Origin of the sequence: Priestia endophytica DSM 13796 (assembly GCF_900115845.1) — a bacterium.
GTDB lineage: Bacteria > Bacillota > Bacilli > Bacillales > Bacillaceae_H > Bacillus_I > Bacillus_I endophytica.
In genome coordinates this window covers 542748-565640 of sequence record NZ_FOXX01000001.1, presented here as the reverse complement: position 1 = coordinate 565640, position 22893 = coordinate 542748, and the positions used below count along the sequence as shown (strand labels likewise).

The 22893-nt window shown below is 36.5% G+C and carries 30 protein-coding genes; 23 read left to right on the top strand and 7 right to left on the bottom strand.

Going from position 1 to position 22893, the window contains the following annotated elements; all coding sequences use genetic code 11:
- From udk to BM012_RS02920, 4 genes are all read left to right on the top strand, one after another.
- Complete coding sequence (gene udk / locus BM012_RS02935; protein ID WP_061802061.1) at positions 1–636, top strand: uridine kinase; 636 nt, start codon at positions 1–3, stop codon at positions 634–636.
- 190 nt (positions 637–826) lie between these two features.
- A complete protein-coding gene (gene greA / locus BM012_RS02930; RefSeq protein WP_019391391.1) occupies positions 827–1300 on the top strand; it encodes a transcription elongation factor GreA in 474 nt (157 codons plus the stop codon).
- Between the two features lie 57 nt (positions 1301–1357).
- Positions 1358–3112 carry a peptidoglycan D,D-transpeptidase FtsI family protein gene (locus BM012_RS02925; RefSeq protein WP_061802060.1) on the top strand — a complete coding sequence of 585 codons (1755 nt, stop codon included), beginning with the start codon at positions 1358–1360 and terminating at the stop codon, positions 3110–3112.
- Positions 3113–3212: 100 nt separating this feature from the next.
- Complete coding sequence (locus BM012_RS02920; RefSeq protein WP_061802059.1) at positions 3213–3992, top strand: YrrS family protein; 780 nt, start codon at positions 3213–3215, stop codon at positions 3990–3992.
- A 27-nt stretch (positions 3993–4019) separates the two neighbouring features.
- Here BM012_RS02920 and BM012_RS02915 read toward each other — a convergent pair whose 3' ends face one another.
- Positions 4020–4229 (bottom strand): DUF2536 family protein, encoded by a 210-nt coding sequence (locus tag BM012_RS02915; RefSeq protein ID WP_019391394.1) that lies wholly within the window; start codon positions 4227–4229, stop codon positions 4020–4022.
- A gap of 136 nt (positions 4230–4365) precedes the next feature.
- Here BM012_RS02915 and mtnN point away from each other — a divergent pair, with 136 nt between their 5' ends.
- The gene (gene mtnN / locus BM012_RS02910; protein WP_061802058.1) at positions 4366–5058 is read left to right on the top strand and encodes a 5'-methylthioadenosine/S-adenosylhomocysteine nucleosidase; all 693 of its coding nucleotides are present in this window, start codon (positions 4366–4368) and stop codon (positions 5056–5058) included.
- Positions 5059–5153: 95 nt separating this feature from the next.
- On the top strand, positions 5154–5384 hold the full coding sequence (locus tag BM012_RS02905) for a YrhC family protein (RefSeq protein ID WP_061802057.1): 231 nt from the start codon (positions 5154–5156) through the stop codon (positions 5382–5384).
- Between the two features lie 16 nt (positions 5385–5400).
- Here the strand turns inward: BM012_RS02905 and sigK are convergent, their stop codons facing one another.
- A complete protein-coding gene (gene sigK / locus BM012_RS02900; protein WP_061802056.1) occupies positions 5401–6129 on the bottom strand; it encodes an RNA polymerase sporulation sigma factor SigK in 729 nt (242 codons plus the stop codon).
- Between the two features lie 353 nt (positions 6130–6482).
- On the opposite strand from sigK, the gene BM012_RS02895 reads away from it, so the two are divergent.
- Positions 6483–7061, top strand: coding sequence for an MOSC domain-containing protein (locus tag BM012_RS02895; RefSeq protein WP_061802055.1), 579 nt, complete (start codon positions 6483–6485; stop codon positions 7059–7061).
- Positions 7062–7138: 77 nt separating this feature from the next.
- A complete protein-coding gene (locus BM012_RS26255) occupies positions 7139–7297 on the top strand; it encodes a hypothetical protein (RefSeq protein ID WP_167360129.1) in 159 nt (52 codons plus the stop codon).
- Positions 7298–7378: 81 nt separating this feature from the next.
- Here BM012_RS26255 and pssA read toward each other — a convergent pair whose 3' ends face one another.
- Positions 7379–7918, bottom strand: coding sequence for a CDP-diacylglycerol--serine O-phosphatidyltransferase (gene pssA, locus BM012_RS02890; protein ID WP_061802054.1), 540 nt, complete (start codon positions 7916–7918; stop codon positions 7379–7381).
- Positions 7919–8043: 125 nt separating this feature from the next.
- On the opposite strand from pssA, the gene BM012_RS02885 reads away from it, so the two are divergent.
- Entirely contained in the window at positions 8044–8826 is a 783-nt protein-coding gene (locus BM012_RS02885; RefSeq protein ID WP_061802053.1) for a phosphatidylserine decarboxylase, read from the top strand.
- A 9-nt stretch (positions 8827–8835) separates the two neighbouring features.
- Here BM012_RS02885 and sda read toward each other — a convergent pair whose 3' ends face one another.
- The gene (sda, locus tag BM012_RS02880) at positions 8836–8976 is read right to left on the bottom strand and encodes a sporulation histidine kinase inhibitor Sda (protein ID WP_019391402.1); all 141 of its coding nucleotides are present in this window, start codon (positions 8974–8976) and stop codon (positions 8836–8838) included.
- Positions 8977–9435: 459 nt separating this feature from the next.
- Here sda and BM012_RS02875 point away from each other — a divergent pair, with 459 nt between their 5' ends.
- Genes BM012_RS02875 through BM012_RS02840 form a run of 8 tightly spaced genes read left to right on the top strand, consistent with a single transcriptional unit; the run spans position 9436 to position 14484 of the window.
- Positions 9436–9951, top strand: coding sequence for a YqeG family HAD IIIA-type phosphatase (locus BM012_RS02875; RefSeq protein WP_019391403.1), 516 nt, complete (start codon positions 9436–9438; stop codon positions 9949–9951).
- Between the two features lie 19 nt (positions 9952–9970).
- Positions 9971–11062, top strand: coding sequence for a ribosome biogenesis GTPase YqeH (yqeH, locus tag BM012_RS02870; RefSeq protein WP_206765278.1), 1092 nt, complete (start codon positions 9971–9973; stop codon positions 11060–11062).
- A gap of 22 nt (positions 11063–11084) precedes the next feature.
- Positions 11085–11927, top strand: coding sequence for a shikimate dehydrogenase (gene aroE, locus BM012_RS02865; protein ID WP_061802051.1), 843 nt, complete (start codon positions 11085–11087; stop codon positions 11925–11927).
- A 21-nt stretch (positions 11928–11948) separates the two neighbouring features.
- Entirely contained in the window at positions 11949–12239 is a 291-nt protein-coding gene (gene yhbY / locus BM012_RS02860) for a ribosome assembly RNA-binding protein YhbY (RefSeq protein ID WP_061802050.1), read from the top strand.
- 21 nt (positions 12240–12260) lie between these two features.
- On the top strand, positions 12261–12830 hold the full coding sequence (locus BM012_RS02855) for a nicotinate-nucleotide adenylyltransferase (protein WP_061802049.1): 570 nt from the start codon (positions 12261–12263) through the stop codon (positions 12828–12830).
- Positions 12820–13374: a bis(5'-nucleosyl)-tetraphosphatase (symmetrical) YqeK gene (gene yqeK / locus BM012_RS02850; RefSeq protein ID WP_061802048.1), complete on the top strand. Its 555-nt coding sequence runs from the start codon at positions 12820–12822 to the stop codon at positions 13372–13374. Before BM012_RS02855 ends, yqeK begins: the two co-directional genes overlap by 11 nt.
- Before the next feature lie 13 nt (positions 13375–13387).
- Positions 13388–13741: a ribosome silencing factor gene (gene rsfS / locus BM012_RS02845; protein ID WP_019391409.1), complete on the top strand. Its 354-nt coding sequence runs from the start codon at positions 13388–13390 to the stop codon at positions 13739–13741.
- Positions 13741–14484: a class I SAM-dependent DNA methyltransferase gene (locus tag BM012_RS02840; RefSeq protein ID WP_061802047.1), complete on the top strand. Its 744-nt coding sequence runs from the start codon at positions 13741–13743 to the stop codon at positions 14482–14484. The genes rsfS and BM012_RS02840 overlap by 1 nt, the downstream gene beginning before the upstream one ends.
- A 73-nt stretch (positions 14485–14557) precedes the next feature.
- Here the strand turns inward: BM012_RS02840 and comER are convergent, their stop codons facing one another.
- Positions 14558–15379, bottom strand: a complete 822-nt coding sequence (gene comER / locus BM012_RS02835; protein ID WP_061802046.1) for a late competence protein ComER — start codon at positions 15377–15379, stop codon at positions 14558–14560.
- An 89-nt stretch (positions 15380–15468) separates the two neighbouring features.
- On the opposite strand from comER, the gene BM012_RS02830 reads away from it, so the two are divergent.
- The 3 genes from BM012_RS02830 to BM012_RS02820 all read left to right on the top strand — a co-directional run bounded on the left by BM012_RS02830 (position 15469) and on the right by BM012_RS02820 (position 19102).
- Positions 15469–16083, top strand: coding sequence for a helix-hairpin-helix domain-containing protein (locus BM012_RS02830; protein ID WP_061802045.1), 615 nt, complete (start codon positions 15469–15471; stop codon positions 16081–16083).
- A gap of 99 nt (positions 16084–16182) precedes the next feature.
- Positions 16183–16737 (top strand): ComE operon protein 2, encoded by a 555-nt coding sequence (locus BM012_RS02825; protein ID WP_061802044.1) that lies wholly within the window; start codon positions 16183–16185, stop codon positions 16735–16737.
- Between the two features lie 64 nt (positions 16738–16801).
- A complete protein-coding gene (locus BM012_RS02820) occupies positions 16802–19102 on the top strand; it encodes a DNA internalization-related competence protein ComEC/Rec2 (RefSeq protein ID WP_061802043.1) in 2301 nt (766 codons plus the stop codon).
- A gap of 85 nt (positions 19103–19187) precedes the next feature.
- Here the strand turns inward: BM012_RS02820 and BM012_RS02815 are convergent, their stop codons facing one another.
- A complete protein-coding gene (locus BM012_RS02815; protein WP_064504929.1) occupies positions 19188–19322 on the bottom strand; it encodes a YqzM family protein in 135 nt (44 codons plus the stop codon).
- A 312-nt stretch (positions 19323–19634) separates the two neighbouring features.
- Between BM012_RS02815 and holA the strand changes: the two genes are divergently transcribed.
- Positions 19635–20633, top strand: coding sequence for a DNA polymerase III subunit delta (gene holA / locus BM012_RS02810; RefSeq protein ID WP_061802042.1), 999 nt, complete (start codon positions 19635–19637; stop codon positions 20631–20633).
- A gap of 38 nt (positions 20634–20671) precedes the next feature.
- Here the strand turns inward: holA and rpsT are convergent, their stop codons facing one another.
- Entirely contained in the window at positions 20672–20938 is a 267-nt protein-coding gene (rpsT, locus tag BM012_RS02805; RefSeq protein ID WP_061802041.1) for a 30S ribosomal protein S20, read from the bottom strand.
- A 244-nt stretch (positions 20939–21182) separates the two neighbouring features.
- Here rpsT and gpr point away from each other — a divergent pair, with 244 nt between their 5' ends.
- Both gpr and BM012_RS02795 read left to right on the top strand, forming a co-directional pair.
- Positions 21183–22307 (top strand): GPR endopeptidase, encoded by a 1125-nt coding sequence (gene gpr / locus BM012_RS02800; protein ID WP_061802040.1) that lies wholly within the window; start codon positions 21183–21185, stop codon positions 22305–22307.
- 179 nt (positions 22308–22486) lie between these two features.
- Positions 22487–22822, top strand: coding sequence for a YqxA family protein (locus BM012_RS02795; protein ID WP_061802039.1), 336 nt, complete (start codon positions 22487–22489; stop codon positions 22820–22822).
- Positions 22823–22893: the final 71 nt, after the last annotated feature.

Here is a 22893-nt window from a genome sequence, read left to right as displayed (position 1 = left end):
ATGGGGAAAAAACCAGTTGTTATTGGAATTGCAGGAGGCTCAGGCTCAGGCAAGACGACCGTAACAAAAGCAATTTATGAACATTTCCAAGGGCATTCTATTATGCTTTTAGAACAAGACTTCTATTATAAGGACCAAAGCAGTGTACCGCTTGAGCAGCGTTTGCAAACAAATTATGATCATCCGCTTGCTTTTGACAATGATCTTTTAGTAGAACATCTTGAAAACCTTCTTCGCTACGAGAGTATTGAAAAGCCTGTATATGACTATACAATGCATACTCGTTCTGAAGAAATCATTATTGAAGAGCCAAAAGATGTAATTATTGTAGAAGGAATTCTTGTACTAGAAGATGATCGCCTGCGTGATTTAATGGATATTAAACTTTATGTTGACACTGATGCAGATTTACGAATTGTGCGTCGTCTTCTACGTGACATTAAAGAACGAGGTCGTTCACTGGAATCTGTTATTGATCAATACGTACAAGTTGTTCGTCCAATGCATAACCAGTTCATAGAACCAACAAAACGATACGCAGATATCATTGTGCCAGAAGGTGGACAAAACCATGTCGCAATTGACTTGATGTGTACTAAGATTCAAACAATTCTTGAACAAAACGCTATTTTATAATACGATATGGTAGATAACATTTAAAATGTATTTGTATAGAGAAGATGCATATGATAAACGATAAGAACGAAGAATGGCGCCTATTAGGCGCCATTTCACAAATTTTCTTTCTTATAGTACATAGCCTGTTTATTTACAAGCATCTCTTTACAAAGTAGAGACACGCTTATATATGAAGGAGTGAAGAGTTATGGCAACGGAAAAAGAATATCCAATGACTCAAGAAGGGAAAGAAAAGCTTGAGGCGGAGTTAGAGCAACTGAAAACAGTAAAACGTAAAGAAGTTGTAGAAAGAATTAAAATTGCACGTAGCTTTGGAGACCTTTCAGAGAACTCAGAGTACGATGCTGCAAAAGATGAGCAAGCTTTCGTTGAAGGCCGCATTTCAACTCTTGAAACAATGATTCGTAACGCTAAGATTATTGAAGGAGACGAAAATTCTTCAACAGTCTCTCTTGGTAAAACGATTACATTTGTAGAGCAACCTGATGGAGATGAAGAACAGTATACAATTGTAGGAAGCGCAGAAGCAGATCCATTTGAAGGCCGCATTTCTAACGATTCTCCAATTGCAAAAGCGCTTATGGGCAAACACATTGGTGATGAAGTTCTTGTTCAAACACCAGGTGGAGAGATGCTTGTTAAGATTACAGCTGTAAATTAATAAAAAAATGATTGAAACAAGAACACCTCGTCGACAATTGTAACGAGGTGTTTTTTTATGAAACCATATAAACGAATGAAAAAATTAGCTTTTGTCCTCTTATGTTTTATGCTTATTCTTGTAGCACGTCTTGCACAAATTCAGCTTATTCAAACAGAATCTTTTTCACGTCATCATATTAATTTAATAGAAGCAAGTGTAAGACAGCGTACTCAAGAAATGGTAATTGATGATGGGAGAGGAAAATTCGTAGATCAAAATGGAGAGCCGCTTACCCACCATTCTTCATTATCTCTTGTTATGTTTCCTTTTTTAAAAGAACTGAAGTGGCCAAGTGATAAGGTGGCATCCTTTGTTGGCATGTCTGAATATGCGCTCAAAGACAAGTTAAACAAAGCAAGTGAGCCTGTTGTCATTGAGAAAGAAATCACAGAAACTGAAATGAAAAGCATCAATAGTTTAAAGATTCCTGGCCTTTTTGCTGTGCCTCTTCAAAAGGATGACGGAGGACATTTGGCAGAACATTTAATTGGTTTAACAGGACAAAACAGAGATCTCCTTGTCGAACGTTATGATGAGAGACTAAAAGAAGGCGAACTTTCTACTCAAACGTCTGTTGGTATTACAGGGCTGCAGTCAGCTTTTGATGAATTTTTAATTCAGGAAGAGGAGTCGAAGCTTCTCTATCATGTAGATCGGCAAGGAAACCCTTTATTTGGCTTGAACGTAAAGTATACGGGAGCTCCTAACCCTTTTTATCCTGTTAAAGTGAAAACAACGCTCAATAAAGAAAAGCAAAGTGCAGTGGAGAAAATTGTAGACAGCAGCGGTTTGAAGCAAGGTGGAGCAGTTCTTGTGAATATTGAAAATAATACTGTTGAAGCACTTGTAAGCCGCCCTGAGATTAATGAGGTCAAGCCTTATGGAGATGGTGGAGTCTATAACCGTATGCTTATTCCTTATACCCCTGGATCTGTTTTCAAAACTGTTATTGCAGCTGCAGCTCTTGAACAATTACCAAACGTGGAGAACCGAACATTTAACTGTTCAACAAATATTTACGGAAAAAAAGCCCAAAAAGACCAAGGTACATTATCTTTTCACGATAGTTTTGCAGAAAGCTGTAATGCTACATTTGGACAGCTCGGAAAAGACATAACGGCAAAAGACGAGCATATGATAGAAACGTATGCTAAAAAGCTAGGATTAACAACGAAGGCAGGATGGAGCGGGGAAGTGTTTCATCTTCAAAACTTTGCACAGCTTCCAGAAGAGAAAAAGGGGATGGTGTGGACAAATAATACGACTAAAAGTCCAAATGCGATTTCTCAAACATCAATTGGACAGCTGAATGTTAAAGCTTCACCGTTAGAGCTTGCAAACATGATGGCGACTATTGGACGTGGAGGGAAGGCATATGAAGTGAGAGCCGTTGATAAGATTCAATATAAAAATGGAAATACGCTCTTCTCCTTTCCCAAACAAGAGTTAGAAGATGGTGGGATTAAGAAAGAAACGGCTGAAAAGCTTCAAACGCTTCTTAATGGTGTTGTAGAGGAAGAAAAAGGAACAGGACGTCGCTTTGCTTCTCTTCCATATGAAGTAGCTGGAAAATCAGGCACTGCACAAATCAGTGATAAAAAGGCACTTGTTAATAAGTGGTTTGCTGGCTATTTTCCAAGAGAAAATCCAAAGTATGCTCTTGTGGTCGTTGATTTATCTGTAAAAGATGAAGAGGCTAAAACAAATGGCGTATTTTATGATATAGTAAACAATGTATATGAGCTCGATCACCAGAGTGAACGTAAATGAAATATTACAATTATGCTTCAACTTATTAAAAACCGTTCATGAAGCAGGAATGTAATGTTACAATAATTCATTATGTGATGAAGATGGAGGAAAGCAACAAATGGAAAATAGACGATCACAAAAACACGATAAAAATCGTAAAATGAATCGCGTTTATAACGTGCTGATTGCTGTTGTGGCTGTCTTAATTGTCCTTATTGCTGGAACAATGTTTATGAATGGTAAAGATGATAAGCAAAGTACTACAGCGAATAGTGACCAAAAGTCAGCAAACGTTCAAACCAATAAGAGCAATAGTGACGAAGATAACGCAGAGCAAAATAAAGATAATGAATCATCATCAGATGAATCATCAAATGATGATTCAACAAGTGATAGTGAAGATGAAGCAACAGATGATTCTTCAGCAAGTGATAGTGAAGATGAAGAGCAAGTAGCAACAAACGATGATGAAGACGAATCATCAAATGATGCAGAAGAAGAAAAATCTTCAAAAGATGACGAAAAGTCTTCAAAAGAAGATGATGAAACAGCAACAAAAGAGGACGGCGACGAAGATGAAAAAGAAGATTCTTCATCAGCGGCTTCAAGTAAGGAAGAAATTAAAGAAAATAAAGAAAAAGAAGCAGGAAGTCATACAGCATCATATGACAAAGGAACTTCTGATTGGAATGCACAGCTTCAAGCTGTAAGTGGAGCAACAGGTGTTTCAACAGATGATATGACAGTTCTCTGGCTAGGACGTAATCCTGGTGGAACTGTTGGAAGTGAATCACAAGCAACAATCAAATCCAAATCAACTGGTGAACAATATAAAGTTCAAATCCGCTGGGTTGAAGGTCAAGGCTGGCAGCCGATTGGAACAGAAAAAGTAAACTAATAGAAATAGCGCAGGAGTATTCCTGCGCTATTTTTTAAATTTAAAATGAACAACAGCTGTATAAAGGCGAGCACCTGTCTCAGGGTGAACAATTGTTTGATGTCCAACATGATGTACTTCTAGGAAAATAGCTCGGTTATTTTCAATTTGCTCATTGATTTTTGATTCGAGTTTTTCGATGCTTGTCTCCTCAAAAAATTCGACTTTATCTTGAATCATTTGTAGCTGTAACCCCATCAACTCTTCACCTCCTGTTTGGTCAGTACGTTTCTTTATTTTAGCATGTGTTTTAGGAAGAAATATAGCGACTTCCTCTTTATAATGTTAGAATAAGCACTATATGCAAAATTTGTTGAAGAAAAGAGGCCAAAAAATGAAAATCGCAATTATTGGAGCAATGGAAGAAGAAGTGACAATCTTACGAGAAAAATTAACAGACCGCGATGTAACGGTTATTGCAGGCTGTGAATATACAACAGGAAAATATGAAGGAAAAGAAATTATCTTACTAAAATCAGGTATTGGAAAAGTAACCGCAGCTTTATCAACAGCTGTTCTACTTGAAAGATTCAAGCCTGATTATATTATTAATACAGGCTCTGCTGGTGGTTTCAATCCAGAGCTAAACGTTGGAGATGTTGTTATTTCTTCAGAAGTTCGCCACCATGATGTAGATGTAACCATCTTCAACTATGAATATGGTCAAGTGCCAAATATGCCTGCAGCATTTTTACCAGATGAGAAGCTTGTTGCTGTAGCAGAGAAAAGTGCGGAAGAAATCCAAGGTATGAAGATTGTAACAGGACTTATTGCAACAGGAGACTCATTTATGAACGATGCTGATCGAGTAGAGTTTGTACGTTCTAAATTTCCAGCGCTTCAAGCAGCTGAAATGGAAGCTGCCGCTGTGGCTCAAGTTTGTCATCAGTTCGGAGCACCGTTTGTTATTATTCGTTCTCTTTCAGATATTGCTGGAAAAGAATCAAATATTTCATTTGATCAGTATTTACCAAAAGCAGCGAAAAACTCTGCAGACCTTATTTTGAGAATGGTTGAAAAAATCTAATGTCAAAGTTGCCAGCAGTGGTGGATATTGCTATCATTTCACACGTATATTCTATGTTATAGTAGAAATATAGAAATTACGTGAGGTGATTTGATTTGAAAACAAATACAGCACGTCAAGTACGAGCGAAAATTGAAGATTATACACGTTTTATTTATATTTTACTCGCATTGAGCGGATTCTTATATATTGGTACCTTAATTAGCAATCATGAGCACCATGGTGGCCCAATGACAATTATGATGAGTGGAACTTTTGTACTTTTATTCGTTTCTTTTCTATTTAGTTACAAAGTCAAAAAACTGCGTAGCTCTTTAGAAGAATAAAAAAACAGCCTTGAAATTAATCAAGGCTGTTTTTCTTTTTCTTCTTTTCTTTTTCGGCCCGATAAAATTCATGAAACATCTTCATGAGAGCTCTCTTCTCAATTCGTGATACATAACTCCTTGAAATCCCGAGCTCTTTTGCAATTTCTCGCTGTGTTTTCTCTTTCTTTAAATCAAGTCCGAACCGTCCAACAATCACTTCTCGCTCTCTGTCGTCCAAAATATCGATATATTCACGAATCTTTTCAAGTTCCATATTAAGCTGAATCGTTTCAATTACGTCGTCTGCTTCAGATTTTAACACATCAATTAAAGAAATTTCATTTCCTTCTTTATCTTGCCCGATTGGATCATGAAGAGAAACATCTTTCTTCGTTTTCTTTAGAGCACGGAGATGCATTAAGATTTCATTTTCAATACATCTAGCAGCATATGTTGCAAGCTTTGTTCCTTTGCCTTGTGAATAGCTCTCAATTGCTTTAATAAGCCCGATTGTTCCGATGGAGATAAGATCCTCTGAGTCTTCTCCTGTATTTTCAAATTTCTTTACAATGTGTGCCACAAGACGTAAGTTATGTTCAATTAACATATTGCGAGCATGTGCGTCCCCTTGCTCCATAAGCAGTAAGTATTTTTTTTCTTCTTGCGGCGAGAGAGGTTGTGGAAAAGCGTTGTTCTTAACGTAGGAAACAAGGAAAACGAGCTCTTTAACAAAGTAACCTAAAGTCGTAAAAAAGCCGGGCATCATACCACCTCCGTAGAAATTACCACCATTGTAACGATACTTTATTTATATGTGACAGGAGCCTAGTTTGTGTCTGTACAATGTCCTTTTAAGGAGCTTGGAACTCTCTGAGGAGATATGCCTAGAAAAATAAGAAAAAAAGCGTTTAAAATAGAAAAATAAGGTTAAAGTGATAGTTTAGAGTATGAGTATAGTTAAAAGAAAGTACATAGTTTATACCTAATTTTAAGAAGAAAACGTAATACGCTATAAGCTAGTTAATAAATTTTGCATCATGTTCTATGATTAAGGGATCAATCATGATTATAATAAATACAGAGAAACTTATACCATACTTTGGAAGGAAGGGTCCGATGTTTCAAAAAATAGAAGCAAAAGTTCTAGGGGTTTTTATGGCAACAGAGAAGGGGTCATTTATTACAGAAGAACGAGCAGAAGTACAGGTGGAATTTGGAGGAATTCCTGGTGACCTTCATTTTGGTTTAACGAAGAAAGCTGGAGAAAGAGAGCCAATGTATGAAAAGGGAACAGAGATCTTTAATCGAAGACAAATTTCTATCGTTTCAGCTGAAGAATGTGCGGAAGTGGCGCAATTGTTGAAAATTGAGGAAGTGCGTCCTGAATGGCTTGGAGCAAACCTTATTGTTGAAGGAATCGATAATTTTACACTTTTAAAAGAAGGAAGCCGCATTGTTTTTCCTAGCGGAGCCGCTTTACTTTGTGAAGGGGCCAATCATCCTTGTATCCATCCGGGAAAGGTTATTCAAAGTCAATATCCGGAAAAAAAGATAGCCGGAAAATTTGTAAAAATGGCTTATGATAGAAGAGGAATCGTTTGTGTTGTAGAAAAACCAGGAATAATAAAAAAGGGAGACAAGGCAGTTATTCATTCTTATGAACACTTTAAAGGGAAAGTTGAGCTTTCAAATTAGAACAGAGACAAAATATACATATATGCCTACACGAACTCCATTCCTGTACATAGTATAAAATAAAGAGGTGAATGTACATGTATGGGTATGGAGGATGCTCGCCATACTGTGATAGTTATACTCCATATGGAGGAGGCTACGGAGGCGGGGGCTGGGCTTTTGCCTTGATTATCATTCTTGTAGTCATTTTGCTTATTTTCGGTGGATTCTATTATTTTGGATACTGTTGGAAATAAAAAAGAAGTGGTGTTTATGCCACTTCTTTTTTATTTATTCATTATTGTAAGAAACAAATAAACATTGTACGCTAAGTTGTGTTATACTTTTTTAAGTTTGAAGTTACTAATCATTAGAACAGATAAGATCACTACAAGAAACATGAAAAGATGCCCTGGAATCACTTTATGAAATAAAAAAGAAAATGTGATTAAACAGCCTGCTGCTGTAATAGGAAGACCTGTGAAATATCCGTTGTTTTCTGAAATGTTAAAGCGTGCGAGACGCATAGCGCTGCAGGCTACATAAAAAATTGTGAAAAGCGTGCCAGGTGTTCCATATTCATGTAATACCCCTTGATAAACGAGTAAAGCTGGTGCGATTCCAAATGAAATAATGTCACACATGGAGTCTAGTTGTTTACCAAATTCAGATTCAACACCAAATTTTCGAGCAACCATGCCGTCAAACCTGTCAGCAAATGCAGCAAGAAAAATGAGAAACAAGCTTAATCGAAATTCATGATGAAAAATAGAGATAAGAGCAAAAGTTCCTAAAGACAGATTTATTAACGTTAAACAATTTGCAGAATGGGCCTTAAGCTTTTTTAAAGTATAATCAAGATAATCTAATAAAAACAAATTTTTCACTCCTTAAAGAGCTGACTCATAAAAATAAAGAAATTATACAGATAAAATTATTGTAAGTCTAAAAAGTAGGATAGTAAAGAAAAACAGTGGGAAAAATTGTGATAGAGAGGAAATTTATGAAAAAAATCCTTTATCAGTCTTTTATAGAATTAACAAATAGACCTTTTACTTCAAAGTTAATAGAGCGTTTTTCGTGCTCTCCATTTAGCAGAAAATTCATTCGGTCATATGCAAAACTTTATAATGTTAAACAGGAAGAAATGAGCAAGGAACTTAATGAATACGGAACGCTACACGAACTTTTTACTAGAAAGTTAAAAGATCAAGCTCGCCCATTTTCTTTACAAAAAGAGGTGATTATTAGTCCTGTAGATGGGGAAATCGAACAATACGGTACTTTAACAAATAAAACAGAAATGATTGTAAAAGAAAAGCCGTATTCTGTAAAAGAGCTTGTTGGAAATGCTTACGAACTGCAAAAGTATATAGGAGGTACTTATTTTATCCTATATCTAAGTCCGAGTGACTATCATCGAATTCATAGTCCTGCTGATGCCGATATTATGAAGACATGGACTCTTGGAAATAAGTCATATCCAGTAAATCAGCTTGGTTTAAAATACGGCAAAGCACCGTTAGTGAAAAATTATCGCAAGTTAACAGAACTTGCTTACAATGAGCATCGCTTTTTATTAGTAAAAGTTGGCGCAATGTTTGTAAATAGCATTACAATGACTCATGATGAGAAGTCTATTAACAAAGGAGATGAAATTGCGTATTTTTCATTCGGCTCAACTGTCATTTTACTTTTTGAAAAAGATTCTTTTGTAACAGATGCATCTATTCAAAAAGGTCAAAAAGTGAAGGTTGGCCAAACGCTCGGTCGATTTCAATCGTGAAGTAATAACTTAGGAAGAAATTTTGATTTTAGCATGAAGAGAACGTCTTTCAATTTCTTTTTCGATAAGCTTAATAAACTCAGGACTCAATTTTAATTCATTTGCTTTGCAATATGATTCAACTAATACCTTATCTGACAGCTTTTCCACTCCTGTCACCTCCTATAGTATGAGAGCATTTTCAAAAAAAGACTTTATCGTTTAAAAAAACTTTAGGGTGTTCTATATAAACGTTTTCAGGCATAGATAAGTAGGTTATGTGAATTTCTGTAACCTTAATCTATCATGTTTTAAAAGTTAGAACAATCGTTCCGTTATCCACAAAAGAGAGTGGATAAGTTGTGGGTATAATGTTCGTAACTTTTAAGATTGTTGAAGAAACAGGATGTATAGTGTGAATAAAGTTATCCACAAATTTGGAGTAGCTTGAATTTTGTCGAAAAGTTTTTTGGGTATTAATGGATGTTGTCGAAGCGTTTGTTTTCTTGTTAGTTTTCTTGTTAGTCGGAGGAATAAGAAGAAAAAGATGATTTGCTCTTTAAAGTAGGGCAGTATATTGAGTATAATAGCAAAATGGAAGTGAACTAGTCGTTAAAGGTGTGATAAGCTGTGTTAAAGTTATTTTTGCCAGATCAGCATGTGAAAAGTGTATTTGAAATAAAACCTGAAGATTTAAAAGAAAGAGGAGTTAAAGGGATTATTACGGATTTAGATAATACCCTTGTTGAATGGGACCGACCTGATGCGACTCCGAAACTTATTGAATGGTTTGAAAACATGCAGCAACATAATATTCAAGTAACTATTGTTTCTAATAATGTAGAAAAACGAGTTCGCCTTTTCTCAGATCCGCTTGGCATTCCGTTTATTTATAAAGCGCGTAAGCCAATGGGACGAGCATTTAAAAAAGCAATTCGGAACATGGATGTAAACCGTAATGAAATCGTTGTAATTGGAGATCAGCTAATGACAGATGTCCTAGGTGGAAATCGTATGAAATTATATACCATTCTTGTTGTTCCAGTTGCTCAAACAGACGGATTTTTTACAAAATTTAACCGTCAGATGGAACGAAGAATTTTAACATGGATGAAGAAAAAAGGCATGATAAATTGGGAGGAATAATTAGGTGAGTGAACAAGAAATGTACTGCGTAGGGTGCGGTGTTGATATACAAACAGAAGATCCAAAGAAGCTAGGGTACACGCCGCCATCTGCACTTGAGAAAGAGCAAATTATTTGTCAGCGCTGTTTCCGTTTGAAACATTATAATGAAATTCAAGATGTTTCATTAACAGATGACGATTTCTTAAAAATCCTTCATGGAATTGGAGAATCAGATGGCCTGATCGTTAAAATTGTAGACATTTTTGATTTTAATGGGAGCTGGATTTCTGGGCTACAGCGTTTTGTTGGCAATAATGATGTATTGTTAATCGGTAATAAAGTTGACTTGCTTCCGAAGTCTGTAAAACAAAACAAAGTAATTAACTGGATGAAAAAAGAAGCAAAAGAAAATGGCTTAAAACCTATTGATGTTTGCTTAATTAGTGCTGTAAAAGGACAAGGTGTTGAGGATGTAGCTCAAATTATTGATCGTTATCGTAATGGAAAAGATGTGTATGTTGTAGGGTGTACAAATGTTGGAAAGTCAACGTTTATTAATAACATCTTAAAACAATTTAGCGGAGAAGACAACGTTATTACAACGTCTCAGTATCCAGGAACAACGCTTGATTTAATTGAAATTCCGCTTGATGATGGCTCAACGCTATATGATACACCAGGAATTATTAACCATCATCAAATGGCTCACTATGTTGATAAACGGGATTTAAAAATTATTATGCCAAAAAAGGAAATCAAGCCAAAAGTATTCCAGCTTAATGAGGAGCAAACGCTCTTTTTTGGTGGGCTTTCTCGTTTTGACTATGTGAGCGGTGGAAGACGTTCATTTACATGTTACATTCCGAGTGAGCTTCATATTCATCGTACAAAGCTTGAGAAAGCAGATAAGCTATATGAAGATCACGCAGGAGAAATGCTAACACCACCTCGTCGTGAGCAGCTTGATGAATTTCCAGAGCTTGTTGCACATTCATTTACGATTAAAGAGCCAAAAATAGATGTTGTTTTCTCTGGACTTGGCTGGGTAACGATAAACGATCCGGGAGCTAAAATTGTTGCTCATGCGCCTAAGGGCGTTGGTGTATTTGTTCGTCCATCATTAATTTAAGGGCAAGGGGGATACGGTACGTATGAAAGAACTCTACAGTGTTATTGGTTATCCAATTGGGCATTCGCTGTCTCCACATATGCAAAATGCTGTATTGGATCACCATTCTATTGACGGTTATTATCATGCGTTTGAGATAGCACCAGAGAAGGTTGAAGAAGGAATAAAAGGTCTGAAAGCATTAAATATAAAAGGATTTAATGTCACAATTCCATATAAAGTGAAAGTGATGGATTTCCTTGATGAAATTGATGAGTTAGCACGTGAAATTGGAGCCGTAAATACGGTTGTCAATGAAAATGGTCGCTATGTTGGGTATAATACAGATGGTGACGGTTATCTTCAATCGCTTTTAACATTTTTAGAGCGACCGTCGCTTCAAGACCAAAGCGTGCTTATTTTAGGTGCTGGAGGTGCAGCAAGAGCACTTCTCTTTACTATTGCAGCAAAAGGCCAAGCGAATTGCATCGACATAGCGAATCGCACGCTTTCGAAAGCACAAGAGCTTATCACTTCTTGTCCAATTGATAACGAGGGAACAGTTTTATCAATAACAGAAGCAGAAGAAAACCTTGGACGTTATGATATTATCATTAATACGACTGCTGTTGGAATGAGTCCAAACGTTGAGGAGAGCCCACTTTCTCTTCAACATGTAAAAAAAGGCGCAACAGTTAGTGATATTATATATAACCCACTTGAAACAAAGCTCCTGCGTGAAGCTAAAGAACGTGGAGCTTTAGCTCATACAGGTATAGGAATGTTTGTTATGCAAGGTGCACTTGCTTTTGAAAAGTGGACAGGAGTGCAGCCAGATGTAAAAGTGATGGAAGATGTTGTTTTACGCCATCTACAAAAGAAGTAAAGATGTTACAGGAGGAATATAATGTTAACTGGGAAACAAAAACGTTTTTTACGTTCAAAAGCACACCATCTTAACCCTATTTTTCAAGTAGGAAAAAGTGGTGTTAATGATAATATGATTAATCAAATTGAAGATGCTTTAGAAGCGCGTGAGCTTTTAAAGGTAAGTGTTCTTCAAAACTGTTTAGAAGATCGTGATACAGTAGCAGACAAGCTGAGCAAAGGTACACATGCTGAGCTTGTACAAGTGATTGGAAATACGATTGTTCTTTATAAGGAATCAACAGAAAACAAACAAATTTCTTTACCATAAAGATGAAAGGAGGTAGCGAGTATGAAAAAAGTGGGAATATTAGGAGGAACTTTTAATCCGCCGCATCTGGGGCATCTTATTATTGCCAATGAGGCATTAGAACAATACCAGCTTGATGAGGTATGGTTTATGCCTTCATACTCCCCTCCTCATAAAGAAAAAAAGAAGGTTACAGATTCAAAACACCGCTTGAGAATGACTGAGCTAGCAATTGAAGACAATCCTTGTTTTAAATTGCAGCCAATTGAGTTTGAAAAAGAAGGAACGTCCTATACATTTGAGACAATGAAGATTTTAAAAGACCGTTATCAAGAGGAACAGTTTTATTTTATTATTGGTGGGGATATGGTTGAATACTTGCCAAAGTGGTATAACATTGAGAAACTGCTAGAGCTCGTCACATTTATAGGGGTGAAAAGACCTCATCATACGATAAGTACACCATACTCTATTTTAGAAGCGGACGTTCCTCAAATTGAGATTTCATCAAGCCTTATTCGCGAGAAATACGAGAAGCAGAAGAGCATTCGCTATTTTGTTCCAGAAAATGTCCGAAACTACATAGAGGAGCAGAGGTTGTATGAATCGTAAAGAAGCGTTAGAAATCGTAAAAGAACAGCTGAATGAAGCTCGCTATACTCATACAGTTGGCGTAATGGAAACAGCCATTAAGCTTGCTGAGAAATATGGTGAGGATGTAAAGAAGGCTGAACTTGCAGCTATTTTTCATGATTACGCAAAGTTTCGTCCTAAAGATGAAATGAAAGAAATTATTATAGAGCAAAATATGAGTAAAGATTTATTAGAGCATCATCACTCACTTTGGCATGCGCCAGTTGGAGCTTATCTTGTTCAAAAAGAAGTGGGAATAGAAGATGAAGCTGTTTTACGTGCTATTGAGTATCACACGTATGGACGTCCAAACATGACAATGCTTGAGAAAATTGTATACGTTGCGGACTACATTGAACCAGGCCGTAGTTTCCCTGGTGTTGAGGAAGTAAGACAGTCTGCTGAGAACAGCTTGGATGAAGCTTTGTTTTTATGTCTTAGGAATACCATTGTATTTCTAATTGGACGCAAACAGCCAATCTACCCAATGACAATTAACACATACAATAGTTTAGTACAATGAGGAGGTCATTGATATGAAAGAACTAGAACTACTATCCCTTGTTGCGAAAGCAGCAGATGACAAAAGAGCGGAAGACGTAATAGCTCTAGATATGAAAGGAATTTCTCTTGTTGCGGACTACTTTATGATCTGTCACGGAAATTCAGATCGTCAAGTTCAAGCAATTGCGCGAGAAATTAAAGAACAAGCAAATGAGCACGAAATTGAAGTGAAACGTCTTGAAGGATTTAACGAAGCTCGCTGGATTTTAATTGATTTAGGAGATGTTGTAGCTCATGTCTTCCATAAAGACGAACGCGGCTATTATAACCTAGAGCGCCTTTGGGGCGATGCACCGCTTGTTTCCCTTGGAGAAGAATCAAAATAATGAGTTATGAGCGCTTTGCTTCTATCTATGATGAGCTAATGAGCGATGCTCCTTATGATAAATGGGTGGAATATACGAAAAGCGAAATAAGTAAAGCAGGATTACAATCCCCAAAAATCCTAGATTTAGGGTGTGGAACAGGGTCTATGCTACTTCAATTTGCAAAGCATGGGCTATATGCAGTTGGTGTGGATCTCTCAGATGAGATGCTTATGATGGCTAAGCAAAAACTAGAAAAACATAGCATTAAACCAGAGCTTTTCCAACAAGATATGAGCGAGTTAGATCTCGGTCAAATGTTTAACTGTATTGTAATTTATTGTGATTCTCTTAATTATTTACAAGATGAAGAACGTGTAAGACAAACGTTTAAACAAGCATATAGTCATCTTGAAGAGGGAGGACTTCTTCTTTTCGACGTTCATTCCATCTTTAAAATAGACGAGCTTTTTATCGGTCAAACATTTGCTTATGATGGAATAGAGAATGCTTACATTTGGAACAGTTTTGAAGGAGAATATCCTCACTCTGTCGTTCATGAGCTCACTTTTTTTGCTTGGAATGAGAATAAACAGGCATATGACCGCTTTGAAGAAGAACACTATCAGCGCACGTTTTCCATTTCTCAATATATGCAGTGGGGAAAAGAAGCTGGTTTCACTTCTATGGAAGTAAGCAGTGATTTCAAAAATTGCCCGCCTTCTGAAGAAAGTGAACGCCTTTTCTTTTCATTTAAGAAGTGAATAGGAAAAAACCTACCAATTTATTATTGGTAGGTTTTTTATTTTTAGAAGGAATTTTACTTTAGAGAGCGAATTATTTATTGAATTGATATCCGACTTTTTCTAAATCCTCGTCGTATTTTGCGTGTGTTTGTTGAAATACCTTATTGAACATCTCCCCAACATGTTCCTCAAGCACTTTGATTCCTTCGCCAGTAACGCCGCCTTTTACACATACTTTCTCTTGAAGAGTTGGTAATGTATAAAGATTTGTTTCTAACAACTTCCCAAACCCTACAACCATTTCACTGATCATTTTTGTTGCTTGATCTTTTGTGATTTCTGTTTCTTCAACAGCAGAGTCAATAAATCTTTGCAGTAAATAACTAAAGAAAGCAGGACCACAGCTTACAATATCAGATGAAACGCGAGTAATATTATTTTCAATTGATAAAGGTGTCGATATTTTTGATAATAAGTGATCTAAAAATAAGCGATAATGCTGTTTGCAACTTTCGCCATACGTGACGAGAGAAACACCGCTGAACGCTCGGTTTGTAATGCTTGGAATAATCCGAGCTACTTGGCAATCTACAAGCTCCTCAAGCTGTTTAACAGAAATAGGGCTCGTAATAGATACAAGACAATGATGTGGTTTTAATAATGGACGTACTTTTTCTAAAAGGGGGTGAATATCCAATGGTTTCACACATAGAAAAATAATATTTGATTTATGAATGACTTCTGAAGCATCTGAAGCTACATGCAAGGAAGGATAGCTCTTTTGTAAACTTTCAGCTTTTGCACGAGTTCGATTTGTAATTGTAATGTCAGAAGGATTTACAGCATTTGACTCAATGAAAGACTCAATTAAAATACTCCCCATGTTTCCTGTTCCGATAAATCCAATATTCATCACTTCATCTCTCCTTCAAAACTTTATCTCCTAAACGATATGTGATAATCCCTTGTCTTATGAATATGTGTTAAAAAGGAGTGGACTCAATGGAATGGTTACGAACCCATAAATGGTTGTCTGCTATTTGTGGAGGTCTGGTTTGTCTGCTTCTCTTGTTGTCTATTGTGTTAGGTGGAGACAAAGAAGAGAAAAAACCAGCAACAGCCAGTGAAAGTTTAGTGTTTTCGAAAGAAGAGACCAATGAAGAGCATCAAAAGAAAGAGGAAGCTGAACTTCCGATTGTAATTGATGTAAAAGGGAGCGTGCAAAACCCAGGTATCTATACAATGAAAGATGGAGAAAGAATTGATGATGCCATTAATAAAGCAGGGGGATTTACAAAAAATGCAGAAGTAGCAGCTGTTAATCTAGCTCAAAAAGTAACTGATGAAATGGTTGTTTACGTTCCTTCTGAAGGTGAGAAAGAATTAACTTCTATACCGGTTGGAGGAACTGATACAGAAAAGAGCGCTCTTATTAACATTAACAATGCTCAAAGTGAAGAATTGCAAAAGTTAAACGGTGTGGGTCCTTCAAAAGCAGAGGCAATTATTACTTATAGAGAAGAGAATGGTCCATTTAAAGCTCCTGAAGACATTATGAATGTTAGTGGATTTGGAGAGAAATCATTTGAAAAAATAAAAGAACAAATTACTGTATAACGATAAGTATATTAACAATTGAAAAGCCTGTTGACGTTTCTCAACCTTTCTCGCTACACTTATAAAAGGAACTTGTATAACGAGAAAGTAGGGAAAGAGATGGAACGAATTTCATGGCACCAATACTTTATGGCTCAAAGCCACTTATTAGCCTCTAGAAGCACCTGTGAGCGCTTGTCTGTTGGAGCAACAATTGTTAGAGATACGCGCATTATTGCAGGCGGATATAACGGATCAATTAGCGGTGGGGTTCATTGTGTTGATGAAGGATGCTACGTTATTGACGGTCACTGTGTACGAACGATTCATGCCGAAATGAACGCTATCATTCAATGTGCAAAATTTGGAGTGAAGACAGAGGGTGCGGATATTTATGTAACACATTTTCCTTGTCTAAACTGCTGCAAAGGAATTATTCAAGCTGGCATCAGCACAGTGTATTACGCAAATGATTACAAAAACCACCCTCATGCTGTCGAGCTTTTTGAACAGTCAGGTGTAAAAACTGAAAAGGTAGAATTTGATACGAGTTCATTAAACAGCTATAACGACGAGCAGCTAGCATTTATTCAAGAGCTATTGCAAAAAGCTGATAAAAAAGAACAAAAAGAGCTACTTGAAAAAGCAAAAAAACTTTTTGCAGCAAAATTTTAATATAACCTTGATAAAAGGAGGAGAGAGCGTTTTGCTCCTCCCTTTTTAAAAGAAAGGAGTTTTTGTGAAAGGACAGTGGATTTATGTATCTTTGTTTGTAAGTTTAGCTCTTTTTATTAGCCGTTTTTATAATGAAATCACCCTTTATATAGTGGTTATAATGGTTAGTATCTTTGTTATAAAAAGAACAAGCTCCACGACTGCTGTGATTTGTTTCCTCGCTTTTTTTCTTACTATTTTTTATTACTTCTATACTGAAAGTACAAATAACTCTGTTCTTTCTCCTCATCAGACGATTTTCAACGGAAATCTTTCTTCTATTCCTCGTATAAACGGTAATTTTCTTTCTTTTTCTTTTCAAACAGAACAAGGTGAAATAGTTCAGTCTTATTACAAAATAAGAAATGAAGAGGAGCAAAAGTTGCTAAAACAGTTAAGGATAGGAATGAATTGTAAGATAGAAGGTGCATTAGAAATTCCGAAGCAAAATCGAAATCCAGGTCTTTTTAATTACAGAGAATATTTGTATTTTCAAAGAATCCATTGGACAATGACTGTAAGGGACATCAAAGAATGTCAATATCAACAAAGAACGATGTTTTTTGCTGGACTAAGACAATCAGGAATCCAACGTATGAATACACATATTAGTACACCTCTTAATGCATTCGTTAATGCACTTGTTTTCGGGAGTCGGGAAGACTTTAATGAAGAAACAATTATGTTATATGAAACACAAGGAGTTGTACACCTTTTGGCCATTTCAGGTTTGCATGTTGGCCTTTTGGTTGGGGGAGCATTTTTAATCTTACTTCGTCTTGGTTTAACAAGAGAGCATAGTGCCCTCTTTCTCCTTTTTACTTTACCAATATATAGTATCTTAACAGGTTCTTCTCCATCTGTTGTAAGATCAGTTGTGATGAGTATGATTGTGCTCTTTATATATATAACAGGATGGAGACGTAAGCTGAGTGGGGTTGATGTTCTAGCTCTCTGTTTTCTAGCCCTTACAATGAAATCACCATATGCTGTATTTAATGCAGGTTTCCAATTATCTTTTGTTGTTACTTTTTTTATATTATTATCACATCGTATTATCTCCAAATCCTCTCACTTTCTATGGCAGCTTATCGCTCTATCCCTCATAGCTCAGCTCGCTTCCATTCCTCTTTTACTTTATCATTTCTATGAATTTTCGCTTTTAAGTTTTTTCTTAAATCTTTTTTTTGTCCCGTTTTTCTCTTTTATACTGCTGCCAGCAAGTCTTTTTCTTTTTTTTACAAGTGGAATAGTGCCTGTTATTCCTCAAGTTGTTGAAACAGTTACCCTCTTTTTTGTGGAATGGAGTACAGAACTGCTTCGCAACGCAGAGAATGTTCATTTTTCGATTATTACAACAGGAAAGTTGAATGCATGGCAGTTTTGTCTTCTTTATGTAGTTATCTTTTACGTTTGCTTTCAAATTGAAAAAGCACAAAGATTAAAAGATATCCTACCCTCTTCATTACTTCTTGTGATTTGTTTAAGTGTCTACTGTTTTATGCCTTACATGAATCCAAACGGAGAGGTTTCTGTCATTGATGTTGGGCAAGGAGACAGCATCTTAATTCAACTCCCATTTCGCAAAGCCGTTTATTTAATTGATACAGGGGGCTCGATCTCATTTCAACAAGAAGAATGGGAGAAGCGCCAAACAACATTTAGCGTAGGAAAAGACATTGTTCATCCATACTTAAAATCAAAGGGTATTACTTCAATTACTAAACTTATTATAACGCACGGAGATCATGATCATGGAGGAAGTGCGTTAGAACTGTTAGATCTTGTAGACATAAAAGAACTTGTTCTTGGCAGGAAGAAATTGTTTTCAGCGCTTGAACAAGAATTGGTAAGAGAAACTATGAAGAGAGGTACTCCATTAACTCTTGTAGGAAGCGGCGATGTTTGGAAAGAAGGAGAACATACTTTTAATGTGCTCGCTCCTTTTGGAATGGAGGAGAACACAAATGAGCAGTCAATTGTTATATATACAGTATTCGGAAATCACCGTTGGCTCTTTACAGGAGATTTAGGTGAGGAGGGAGAGAAAAAATTAATAGAAACGTTTCCTGCTTTGGAAGTTGATGTTCTAAAAGTCGGACATCATGGTAGCAAAACTTCAACATCTCCCTTTTTTCTAGAGAAGATACAACCTTCTTACGGACTAGTTTCAACAGGAGAAGGTAACCGCTATAATCACCCGCATCGTGAAGTTTTAGAACGCTTAGAACAAAATCATGTAAAAATTTTTAGAACAGATAAACAAGGTGCACTTATTTACCGTTTTTCAAGGAAAGCTGGAACGTTTCAGACGACTTTGCCATAGTATGTAGTACAATATAAAAAAGCCTCAAGCCGCTGTACATTTACAACGGCTTGAGATGTTTTAGAAATAGAAGCGTTTTCAATTTTTAAGATGCAAAGTAATCAACTAGAGTGCCAATAATAAATATGGTTGCAAAGAAGCCAAAAGAAACAACAAAACCAACAGCTGAATCAACAGCGTCATTTCGCTTGCTTTGAACACTTTGTTCAAATTTATTCATTGTACCCCCTCCTAATTTAATTTAAGTATAAACATTAAATTGGAAAAAATCTACACCTTTCTCACATACCGAGCTTCCACGTTTAGAAAGAGTTGTCACAAATACTTTCCCTGCAAAAGGTCATGATATGTAGTAAGAATTCTCATTAACTAAAAAGTAACCTAGGGCTTTTCGGTTAATGTTTACTATAGATTTGAGAGCACCTTTTTGAGGTGCTCTCACTTAGTTTATGCAAGAATATTGTAACAGTTGTCAATTTAAAAGGACAAAGCTAAGATAGAAGGAGACGTAGAAAATAAGGGAGACAAAAGTGTGAAAGTACAAGAACTAAAAGAAATAAAGTCACTATCACCGGTTTATTTGCTACAAGGAGTTAATTCGTTCTTATTGAAGGATGCAAAGCAGAAAATCATTGAAAAAACACTTACAGAGGAAGAGCAGGAATTTAATTTAGCCTCATTTGATTTAGAGGAAATACCAATTGAAACGGTTATAGAAGATGCGGAAACATTGCCTTTTTTAGGGGAAAAAAGAGTAGTTATAGCAGAAAATGCGACCTTTTTGACAGCTGAAAAGCAAAAAGTTGAGCATAATGTAGATGTACTTATTCGCTATTTAGAAGAACCTGCGCCGTTCAGTGTTCTTATCATTGTAGCTCCTTATGAGAAATTGGACGAGCGAAAGAAAGTAACAAAGAAGCTAAAAGCGAAAAGCACTCATCTTGAAGCAAATGAATTAACAGAAGGTGAGCTTAAAAACTGGGTTAAAGCAGAAGTAGCACAGGCTGGACTAACCATAACGGATGAAGCTCTTTCGGAATTTATAGAGCTAACAGGGATGAAGCTAACAATTGTACATATGGAGCTTGCAAAACTCCTCTTATACGGGGAGGAAATTACAGCAGAGCTTGTTCACCAGCTTGTTTCAAAGTCGCTTGAACAAAATGTATTCGCGCTTGTTGAAGCATTCATTCATGGCCGAACTGTTGACACTATTACGATTTACAGAGATTTACTTCGAAATAATGAGGAGCCAATTAAGATTTTGGCTTTGCTTGTATCGCAAATCCGACTTGTTTATCACTCAAAGCGCTTATCGAATCAAGGTTACGGTCAAAAACAAATTAGTCAAGCTTTAAAAGTTCATCCTTTCCGAGTTAAACTAGCTATTGGACAAGGTCGAAGCTTCTCTACAGATCATCTTCTGAATTTGTTAAAAGATTTAGCACGAGCTGATTTCGAGATGAAAACGGGAAAAATGGACAAAGCTCTTTTACTTGAGCTTTTGTTTATGAAAAAATATGAAGCCTAAAAAAACCCCCAACACGAATGTTGGGGGTTTTTTTACAATTATGCAGAGATGCTGTTTAATTGTTTTGCTAGACGAGATTTTTGACGAGCAGCCGCGTTTTTATGGATGATTCCTTTGCGTGCAGCTTTGTCAATTTTTTTAGATGCTGTTGCATAAGCAGCTTTAGCGTTGTCAGCGTCTTGGTTAGTAACAAGAGCTTCGAAGTTTTTCACTGCAGTACGCATAGCAGATTTAATTTGTGCATTATGAACACGACGAGCGTCGTTTGTTTTAACACGTTTAATAGCAGATTTGATATTAGCCAATCTTTTCACCTCCTAGAAAGATAAAAATCGAGGTTTAACCGCTCGATGTTATTGCAATAAGAACAAGTGATATTCTATCAAACACCGCATTAGAATGCAATAGAAAGAAAAATGGAAAGAAAGAAATTTATTTAAAAAAGGGTTTCAAGCTGTAAAAAGGGTGTCTTAAAAAAGGAGGAGAAGTGCATGAACAGATTCTAATAGGTGAAACTATCCGTATGATTCGCAAGAAGGAGGAAAAAAAGTGAGTGAAAAATTAGATTTAAGTAAATACGGAGTCAGAACGGATTTAGCTATTGAAGAACATGAGATGCTTGTCCAAGAACGAGAAACAAAAGCAAATGTTAAGGAAAGTGAAGGTGCAATAGAAGGAGTTATTATCAAAGAAAGAGAAGATGGCGGCGTGAAAATTACCTCTGTAGAGATTACGGAAGAAGGCGCTGAAAAAATGGGGAAGAAGAAAGGACAATATTTGACACTTGAAACAGTGGGAATTCGTAATCAAGATACAGAACTTCAGGAAGAAGTGGAGAGGGTATTTGCTAAAGAGTTTCATCATTTCTTAGAAGGAATTGGAGTCACAAAGGAAATGAGCTGTCTTATCGTTGGTTTAGGAAACCGAAATGTTACTCCTGATGCGCTTGGTCCTCTTGTAACAGAAAACCTCGTAATTACACGTCACTTATTTAAAATCGAGCCTGAAAGTGTTGAAGAAGGATTTAGATCAGTAAGTGCGCTAACTCCAGGAGTGATGGGGGTAACAGGAATTGAAACAAGCGACATTATTGACGGAGTTATAAAAAAGGTAAATCCTGATTTTGTTGTGGCTATTGATGCACTTGCTGCGCGTTCGCTTGAAAGAGTGAATGCAACCATTCAGATTGCTGATAGCGGAATTCATCCAGGCTCTGGAGTTGGCAACAAACGAAAAGAGCTTAGCTATGAGACGCTTGGTATTCCTGTAATTGCAATTGGCATTCCAACGGTTGTTGATGCTGTTTCCATTACAAGCGATACGATTGATTTTATCCTGAAGCATTTAGGGCGCGAACAAAGTGAACAAGGAAAACCGTCTAAATCGCTCGTTCCAGCTGGTATGACATTTGGAGAAAAAAGAACGTTAACAGATGAAGATTTGCCAAGTGAACAAGAAAGACAAACGTATATGGGAGTTGTAGGGACCCTTGAAGAAGAAGAGAAGCGTCGCCTTATTCATGAAGTTCTTTCTCCACTTGGGCACAATTTAATGGTCACCCCAAAGGAAGTAGATTCTTTTATCGGATCAATGGCTAATGTATTAGCAGGTGGACTGAATGCGGCTTTACATGAAAAGATTGATCAAGAAAACTTCGGCTCATATACTCATTAAAAATCTATGAGATGTTCTACTCTTTCTTTTTCTCACATAGTTATGATAGAGAAATTGAGAGAGTAGAACATTTTGGTATGTTTAAGGTGATAACACCCTGCTATCCTCTCTTGCTTTTGTATGAAAAAACTGTTGATTAGTCATAATGGAAAGTAAATCAAAAAAGTGGGGGCGAAAAAATGTTTCGTTTTTTTATAAAATGTTTTTTTATCACGCTTTTGCTTGCTTTTGGGGTATTAGTTGGAATGCAGGTGTCTAATGAAGGGCTTATCAAAATGAAGGGCTATGATGATCCTAACTTCTCAAACGCTTTAACAGTGGAGAAAAACGAGCGAGGATATGCAGAAGCCGAAGTGTTAGGAGAGAATGTAGAGCTTCTTGACATTGAAGAAAAGCAAAGAATGCTTGAAGAACGAAAAGCATTCAACATCTTTTCTTCTACAGGTCAGCATCTATCAAAAATGGTAAAAGGTGGAGTTGATGCCTTTTTTAATTTTATTGATGGAATTGTATAAGATGCAAAACAGTGCACCCTACGTTGAATAAGATTGAATCTTTACCAATACACTGTTATAATTTATGCTAG

What these genes read in the sequence shown, in the direction of transcription:
- udk (WP_061802061.1), top strand. Translation starts at nt 1, where the DNA reads ATGGGGAAAAAACCAGTTGTTATTGGAATTGCAGGAGGCTCAGGCTCA.
- greA (WP_019391391.1), top strand. Translation starts at nt 827, where the DNA reads ATGGCAACGGAAAAAGAATATCCAATGACTCAAGAAGGGAAAGAAAAG.
- BM012_RS02925 (WP_061802060.1), top strand. Translation starts at nt 1,358, where the DNA reads ATGAAACCATATAAACGAATGAAAAAATTAGCTTTTGTCCTCTTATGT.
- BM012_RS02920 (WP_061802059.1), top strand. Translation starts at nt 3,213, where the DNA reads ATGGAAAATAGACGATCACAAAAACACGATAAAAATCGTAAAATGAAT.
- BM012_RS02915 (WP_019391394.1), bottom strand. Translation starts at nt 4,229, where the DNA reads ATGGGGTTACAGCTACAAATGATTCAAGATAAAGTCGAATTTTTTGAG.
- mtnN (WP_061802058.1), top strand. Translation starts at nt 4,366, where the DNA reads ATGAAAATCGCAATTATTGGAGCAATGGAAGAAGAAGTGACAATCTTA.
- sigK (WP_061802056.1), bottom strand. Translation starts at nt 6,129, where the DNA reads ATGCCCGGCTTTTTTACGACTTTAGGTTACTTTGTTAAAGAGCTCGTT.
- BM012_RS02895 (WP_061802055.1), top strand. Translation starts at nt 6,483, where the DNA reads ATGTTTCAAAAAATAGAAGCAAAAGTTCTAGGGGTTTTTATGGCAACA.
- BM012_RS26255 (WP_167360129.1), top strand. Translation starts at nt 7,139, where the DNA reads ATGTATGGGTATGGAGGATGCTCGCCATACTGTGATAGTTATACTCCA.
- BM012_RS02885 (WP_061802053.1), top strand. Translation starts at nt 8,044, where the DNA reads ATGAAAAAAATCCTTTATCAGTCTTTTATAGAATTAACAAATAGACCT.
- yqeH (WP_206765278.1), top strand. Translation starts at nt 9,971, where the DNA reads ATGTACTGCGTAGGGTGCGGTGTTGATATACAAACAGAAGATCCAAAG.
- aroE (WP_061802051.1), top strand. Translation starts at nt 11,085, where the DNA reads ATGAAAGAACTCTACAGTGTTATTGGTTATCCAATTGGGCATTCGCTG.
- yhbY (WP_061802050.1), top strand. Translation starts at nt 11,949, where the DNA reads ATGTTAACTGGGAAACAAAAACGTTTTTTACGTTCAAAAGCACACCAT.
- BM012_RS02855 (WP_061802049.1), top strand. Translation starts at nt 12,261, where the DNA reads ATGAAAAAAGTGGGAATATTAGGAGGAACTTTTAATCCGCCGCATCTG.
- yqeK (WP_061802048.1), top strand. Translation starts at nt 12,820, where the DNA reads ATGAATCGTAAAGAAGCGTTAGAAATCGTAAAAGAACAGCTGAATGAA.
- rsfS (WP_019391409.1), top strand. Translation starts at nt 13,388, where the DNA reads ATGAAAGAACTAGAACTACTATCCCTTGTTGCGAAAGCAGCAGATGAC.
- BM012_RS02840 (WP_061802047.1), top strand. Translation starts at nt 13,741, where the DNA reads ATGAGTTATGAGCGCTTTGCTTCTATCTATGATGAGCTAATGAGCGAT.
- comER (WP_061802046.1), bottom strand. Translation starts at nt 15,379, where the DNA reads ATGAATATTGGATTTATCGGAACAGGAAACATGGGGAGTATTTTAATT.
- BM012_RS02830 (WP_061802045.1), top strand. Translation starts at nt 15,469, where the DNA reads ATGGAATGGTTACGAACCCATAAATGGTTGTCTGCTATTTGTGGAGGT.
- BM012_RS02825 (WP_061802044.1), top strand. Translation starts at nt 16,183, where the DNA reads ATGGAACGAATTTCATGGCACCAATACTTTATGGCTCAAAGCCACTTA.
- BM012_RS02815 (WP_064504929.1), bottom strand. Translation starts at nt 19,322, where the DNA reads ATGAATAAATTTGAACAAAGTGTTCAAAGCAAGCGAAATGACGCTGTT.
- BM012_RS02795 (WP_061802039.1), top strand. Translation starts at nt 22,487, where the DNA reads ATGTTTCGTTTTTTTATAAAATGTTTTTTTATCACGCTTTTGCTTGCT.